This is a genomic window from Rahnella sp. BCC 1045 (assembly GCF_019049615.1).
In the GTDB taxonomy this organism is placed as follows: Bacteria; Pseudomonadota; Gammaproteobacteria; order Enterobacterales; family Enterobacteriaceae; genus Rahnella; species Rahnella contaminans.
The window spans coordinates 23,693-30,459 of record NZ_JAFMOZ010000091.1 but is presented as its reverse complement, the minus strand read 5'-3'; the positions used below and the strand labels follow the sequence as shown (position 1 = coordinate 30,459).

Annotated in this window: 3 protein-coding genes; 1 reads left to right on the top strand and 2 read right to left on the bottom strand. The window is 52.7% G+C overall.

From position 1 onward, the window contains the following. Nucleotides 1-37 precede the first annotated feature (37 nt). The gene (locus J1782_RS03070; RefSeq protein ID WP_217152395.1) at nucleotides 38-2,431 is read right to left on the bottom strand and encodes a glucose/quinate/shikimate family membrane-bound PQQ-dependent dehydrogenase; all 2,394 of its coding nucleotides are present in this window, start codon (nucleotides 2,429-2,431) and stop codon (nucleotides 38-40) included. Nucleotides 2,432-2,621: 190 nt separating this feature from the next. Next, a complete protein-coding gene (gene pqqU, locus J1782_RS03065; RefSeq protein WP_217152394.1) occupies nucleotides 2,622-4,775 on the bottom strand; it encodes a TonB-dependent receptor PqqU in 2,154 nt (717 codons plus the stop codon). A gap of 754 nt (nucleotides 4,776-5,529) precedes the next feature. Between pqqU and J1782_RS03060 the strand changes: the two genes are divergently transcribed. Continuing rightward, on the top strand, nucleotides 5,530-6,288 hold the full coding sequence (locus J1782_RS03060) for an alpha/beta hydrolase (RefSeq protein WP_217152393.1): 759 nt from the start codon (nucleotides 5,530-5,532) through the stop codon (nucleotides 6,286-6,288). Nucleotides 6,289-6,767: the final 479 nt, after the last annotated feature.

Below are 6,767 nucleotides of genomic sequence, written 5' to 3'. Positions count from 1 at the left end.
GCCTTTCCATTATCTTCACACTTTCTTCAAACGCGGATTACTTCTCGTCTGGCAGTGCGTAAGCGATGATGTAATCGCCCAGTTTGGTGCCGAATGAACCGTGACCACCGGCGGCGATAACAACGTACTGTTTGCCATTCACAGAGTAAGTCATAGGGGTTGCCTGGCCGCCTGCTGGCAGACGGGCTTCCCACAGTTTGTCACCGTTGCTCATATCGAATGCACGCAGGTAGTTATCTGCGGTCGCGGCGATGAAGAACACGTTACCGGCGGTAGAAATCGGCGCGCCAAGCATTGGCATACCCATTTTGAACGGCAGCGGTAATGGTGAGCTGTCGCGCACGGTACCGATACGTTTTTTCCACACGATATCATTGGTTTTCAGGTCAACACCGGAGATGTAACCCCATGAAGGCTGTTTACAAGGGAAGCCCAGCGGAGACAGGAACGGATTCAGCGTGACGCCGAATGGCACGCCGTACTGTGGCTGAATGCCCGTCTCAGTACCGGAACCGCCTTTATCGTTCTCATCTGGCTCCATAGGATTGCCAGGACCACGTGGGATCAGTTTAGACACGAACGGCAGAGCAATCGGGTTAGCGATAGCCACCTGACGGTCGGTATCCACAGAAATCCCACCCCACTCGAACATACCGAGGTTACCCGGGAACACCAGAGTGCCCTGCTCGGATGGCGGTGTGAAGGTGCCTTCATAACGCAGTTTGTGGAAGATCACACGACACATCAGCTGGTCGTAGATCGTGGCGCCCCACATGTCTTTACCGGTCAGTTTCGCTTCCGGACGGAAAGTCAGTTCTGAGAACGGCTGAGTCGGAGACACATGGTCGCCTTTCGCCGCGCCCTGCGGAACAGGTTTTTCAGGTGCATCTACAATCAGCTTACCGTCACGGCGATCCAGCACGAAGATGTTACCGGTTTTGGTCGGAACATAAATCGCAGGCACTTTGTTGCCGTTCTTGTCGGTGATGTCAGCCAGCGTCGGCTGCGCCGGAACGTCCATATCCCACAGGTCATGGTGAACAGTCTGGTAGAACCATGCCAGTTTACCTGTGGTGGCATTCAGCGCCAGCAGGCCGCTCGCGTAACGTTCCATTTCAGGAGTACGGTTGCCGCCCCAGATGTCTGGTGTCGCCACGCCGATTGGCAGGTAAACCAGATCCAGTTTGTCGTCATAAGACGCAGGCGCCCATGAGTTCGGGGAGTTCGGCGTGAAGTGCTGGCCATCAGCAGGCATTTTGTTCGGATCAGCAGCGCCCGGATCGAACGCCCAGAGCAGTTTGCCGGTCTCAACATCAAAACCACGAATAACGCCTGAAGGCTCGCGGGTTGAGTAGTTATCGGTAACCGCACCGGCCACGATAATCACAGATTTCGTGATGATTGGCGGTGAAGTTGGCTCGTAGTGGCCCGGCGTTGCGTAAGGCATGTTGCCTTGCAGGTTCAGCTCACCGTTGTTACCGAATGCCGGGCAACGTGCGCCGGTTTCGGCGTCCAGCGCAAACAGACGGCCATCGTTGACTGGCAGAATGATACGACGTGAACAAACAGCAGGCGCTGCACCGTTCGTTTCGGTGCCTTGCGCGGCTGGCGTAGTCTCGTGATAAGACACCCCGCGACAGGTCACGTGCTGGAAGGTTGGGTTTGGTTTCAGCTCAGGATCGAACTTCCACTTTTCTTTACCGGTTGCAGCATCCAGAGCAAACAGCTTCTGGTGCGGCGTACACAGGTAAAGCATGTCGCCGATTTTGATTGGCGTGACTTCGTCGGTGATTTCGCCCGGATCATTCGGGGTCTTCAGGTCTCCGGTACGGAAGGTCCATGCCACGTCGAGTTTGCTGACGTTTTTATCGTTGATCTGGCTCAGCGGCGAGTAACGGGTACCGCCCTGAGTACGGCCATAGGCCGGCCAGTCACTGGCTGGAACGCCGGAATCGGTCGCGGCAGGTGCCGCATCGGCAGCTTTGAGGGTGCCGTTGATCTCCTGCGGGTCGTTAAAGACGGAATACGCCAGCACGAGCACTGTGAACACCAGAGACAGCGCCAGAGCGCCGCGTGCAAAGGCATTTTTCGCCAGCATCTGATTATAAACAACAGGCAGTAAGATCCACAGGCCCAGGAAGAAGGTGACGTCTAAACGCGGCGTCAGTGCCCAGAAGTCTGTGCCCACTTCCCAGACAGCCCACACCGTGGTGCCGAACAGGAAGATTGCATACAGCAATAATGCAGAGGAGCGACGGCGATACAGCAACCACGCGGTAACCAGCGAAATAACACCGGCAATAATGTAATAAAGAGAACCACCTAATTTCGCCAGCCAGATACCGCCGACTAAAAGATAAATCCCGCTTAACGCGGCGAACAAAGCGGTAATTATTACGACGATGCGTGATAACGAGGCTTTCGTTTCCATAGTTGATGACCTTACAGATTTTTATAATCGTCGATTCAGGTGCGCTGAATCTTCAAGAACACCCGGTTTACCCGGGCGTCATGCCTTGCGAATGCTGCCAGCGTTAACACGTACAGGCGTCTGGCAGCTTCGCGGGGTACTTTTTTACAAAATTAAAACGGACTTCTCTGACTGATTGAAAACATAAAACTTATTCGAAGCTATAAGAGAGCGTAGCTCCGCCACCGTAGTTCCTGCCAGGTGCCGGCTCGAAATAGCGGCCATTGCCTTCATTGACGATCACGGAACCGACGTAATTTTTGTCGAACAGATTATCGACGCGGGTGAACAGGTCGAGCGTCACTTTGTCCCAGTTGAAGCGGTAACCCGCACTCACACTGGCCACGGTATAGGCCGGTGCCTGTTCGCTGTTTTCATCATTGACTTCGATATCACTCATGTAGCGGACATCCGCGCCGGCGTGCCAGCCGTCAACCGGTGCCCATTCCAGTGAGGCGTAGCCCATGTTGCGTGCGATCCCCGGCAGACGGTTACCCGCTGGCGTACAGTCGCCCGCGCCGCAGGTCTCATTGCGGAATGTCGCATCGAGCAACGTCCAGGCCATTTTCAGACGCCAGTTCTCTTCGAACTGCTGATCCAGCGACAGCTCCAGCCCGCGACGACGTGTTTTCCCGGCGTTCATATAGCTCGAACGGCCCCCGACACTTTCGGCCACCACCAGCTCGTCATCGGTATCGGTTTGGAACACGGCGGCGGTCACTAAACCGTTGCCTACGCGCCATTTGCTGCCGACTTCAACCGTTGTGCTGGTCGCCGGTTGCAGATCCAGGTTCAGGCCGGACTTGCCGTCAGTGCGGTAAGAAAGCTCGTTAATGGTCGGCGTTTCAAAACCACGACCCGCAGAGACATAAGTATTCAGCGTTGGCGTCACCGCGAAGTTCAGGGACGCCATTGGCAACAGTTTGTGATAACGGCGCGAACCGCTGTCATCCGGGTTGCTGCCGGTGATGTAGTAATCCGTCGAATCGAAATTAACGGTGCTGTAGCGCGCGCCGACATCCAGCGTCCAGCGCGGCGTCAGGTTCCACGTGGTTTGCAGATACGGATCAAGGTTCCACATCACGTTCTTTTCGTTACGGCGTTCATTGCCCTTCACGCCAAGATCGCCATCCGCATCGAAGTTCTCATAACCGAAACGGCGCTCGGTCATGGTTTCATAATCCAGGCCACCGGTGACGGAGAACGGCACGGAACCCATCTGATCGTCATGTTTCCAGCGGGTATCCACACCGGAATATTTACGCTCCAGCACAATCACACCGCCTGCGTTCAGCGGGTTTTTCTGCGACGCGGCAGGAATGGTTTGGTATTGCGTTGTGTGGCGTTCGCCGTGATACGTCATCAGGCTGAACTCGTCGTTCTCGCCCATCTGACGCTGATAGCGCAGGCCGACCTGCGTCTGATCCAGCGATTTACGCGCATTATACTGATCGGCGCGGGTCGCCTGTTTCGGGTTATCGTGCCATTCGGACCCGGTCAGACCGCCCGGATCATTCGCATCAACGGACACGCTGTTAAACATCAGCGTCAGGGTGCTGGCGTCATCGATACGCACGCCCAGCTTGCCGTTACCAAGATTTTTCTGCGTACCGCTGTGGTCACGGTAGCCGTCGGTGGTGAATCGCGAACCGGAAATCAGGTAATTCACGTCGCCCGCATGCGTACCGTCGCCGGTTGCGCCGCTGGCTTTTACGCTGTTACGGAAAGAACCGTAACTGCCGAAATAGGTGCCGGCTTCAAGCCTGGCGGGCTGGGAACCGGTTTGGGTATCCACATTGACAACGCCGCCGGAAGAGTTGCCGTAAAGCGCTGAATACGGGCCGCGCAGCACTTCCACGCGGTCGACCGAGTTCAGGTCGATATTGGAAGTTTGCCCCTGCCCGTCTGGCATGGTGGCCGCAATGCCATCAACATAAATGCGCACGCCACGCACGCCATACATGGAACGGCTGCCGAATCCGCGAACGGAAAGCTGTAAATCCTGCGCATAGTTCTGGCGGTTCTGAACCTGTAAACCCGGAACGCTGCCGAGGCTTTCAGACAGGTTGACCTGCGCTTTGCTGTTTCTGAAATCGTCGCCATCAATCACGCTGACCGCCGCAGGGGTATCCAGTTCGGATAATCCACCGGTACTTTCACGCCTGATGACCATCAGCGAGGAAGAATCTGACGAATCGTCGGAATCTTTCGCGGAAGTGCCCGGCGCTGACTGTGCGTAACTGACTGAAACTGGGTTCAAAACTGATAAAAACGTGATGATAAAAGCAGAGGTTTTGGCGTTCACTTTATGAGTTCTTTTGTTTTAAGTTAAAAGGCTGAGTCAAAAAAGACGACGCACATCTCAATTTTAGACATTAGAAGTAGACACAAATCGACCAATCTGATTGAGAGCGGTGAAGGGCGTCACTATAGTTTTTTTCTTCCTGTTAGTACATACGCAACTTTACAAATATAACTTTTTAACAAAATATCGCACGCAGAGTACATCTGAGGGCCATTCTCATTTTAAATCTCCGCCCCAAACCTGCGTGTATATACAACTTGTGGCGTTTTTTCTCCCATATGAAATAAACGGTTTGTTTCACATGAAAATTAACCCGATAACCACAGGGGTATTAATAAATTTCCATGGTAACGGTTACAGTAAATTCAACCCATTGATTAGCAATTAATTTATAAAAAACCTGCATTGCCAGATATCCCCATAAATTACGTTCAGAAAGCGCCCCGTAATTCGGAATATCCTGTTTCATTTCCCTCAGAAAGTTCTGCTTACTGAATGAATATAGACCACGATTTGCACAAGCGGGAATAAGTCGCGGCATTTTCGTACGCACAATGTTCCGATATATGGCCCCGCCCTGCCTTTACAAAACAAATAGAACCGGATGCCCTGTGACGTGAGGATTTACTGAGGGAAAGCGTTTTCACAAATGACGTTTTTGTCATGAAGCCGTCACCCGCCTGTCAGAGCCGCGGGCTCAGAGTGAAATCACACATCCGATGTTCATTCTGATTTAAAGCAAAGAGGTCATGCCATGCGTTTACGTTTAGCTTCTACATTACTGGTTGCCGTCGCAGCCGCGTTCGGTTCTCAGGCTGCACTGGCCGCACCGGTCAAAAATATCGTGCTGGTTCATGGCGCATTTGTCGGCGGTTCGGGCTGGCGTCCGGTGTACGACATCCTGACGCATGACGGCTATAAAGTGACGCTGGTGCAGGAACCGCTGACGTCGTTCCCGGAAGACGTCGCTGCCACCAAACGTATTTTAGACAGGCAAGATGGCCCGGCGATCCTGGTGGGTCACAGCTACGGCGGCGCGATTATTACGGAAGCGGGTAACGATCCGCACGTCGCCGGGCTGGTTTATATCGCGGCGCATGCCCTGGATAACGGCGAAACTGAAGCGATAAACGGCAAGAAATTCCCGAACTCCGCGCACCCGTTTGCCAAAACGCCGGACGGTTTCCTTTACATCAATCCGGCGAATTTCCCGGCTGACTTCGCCGCTGATTTACCGCTTAAACAAGCCGAATTCGAAGCGCAGGCACAAATGCTGACATCCGCCAGCGTGTTCACGGCCAACATCCCGGATCCTGCATGGAAAGTAAAACCAAGCTGGTACATGGTGGCGAAGTCCGACAAGATCATTAACCCGGATTTAGAACGGATGTACGCCAAACGCGCACACAGCCACACGGTTGAAATCGCGGGCGCCAGCCATTCAGTTTACGAGTCACATCCAAAAGAAGTGGCCGCACTGATCGAACAGGCGGCAAAAGGCGCAGTGAAATAGAGATTCAGGATTGGGGATGCAGGGACGCGTCTCAAAACTTGTTACCTTTAGGTCACGCGTCACGTATCTGCTGCTCCCATATTCAACCGAAATACTTAACCAATACTTATGTATTTACTAATTTTATGTCTGTCAGGTCAGATTAAAAACGTAAAAAAGGCTGTTCCCATCACAAAAAAATCTCATTCATGGTCTAAACAGGTTCTTCTTTGTTTTTGGCATATTTAAATCATTGCCATTATCGATATCTCAGAAAAATATTTTTATTCATATACTTCAATCAATTACAATGGTGGTTTTTGCGTCACTTTGTCCTTACTAACATCTGCGTGCAGCATCAAAGCGGCAGAACACACTGAGATATCATCGTGTTGCCATACCGACCGGTGCACAAACTCCTCTTTCCCGCATCAAGATAATTCTTAATCTTTTTTTATGTGTCGTTTGATCTTCTTTGCAATGTTGCTATTGTTGATTAT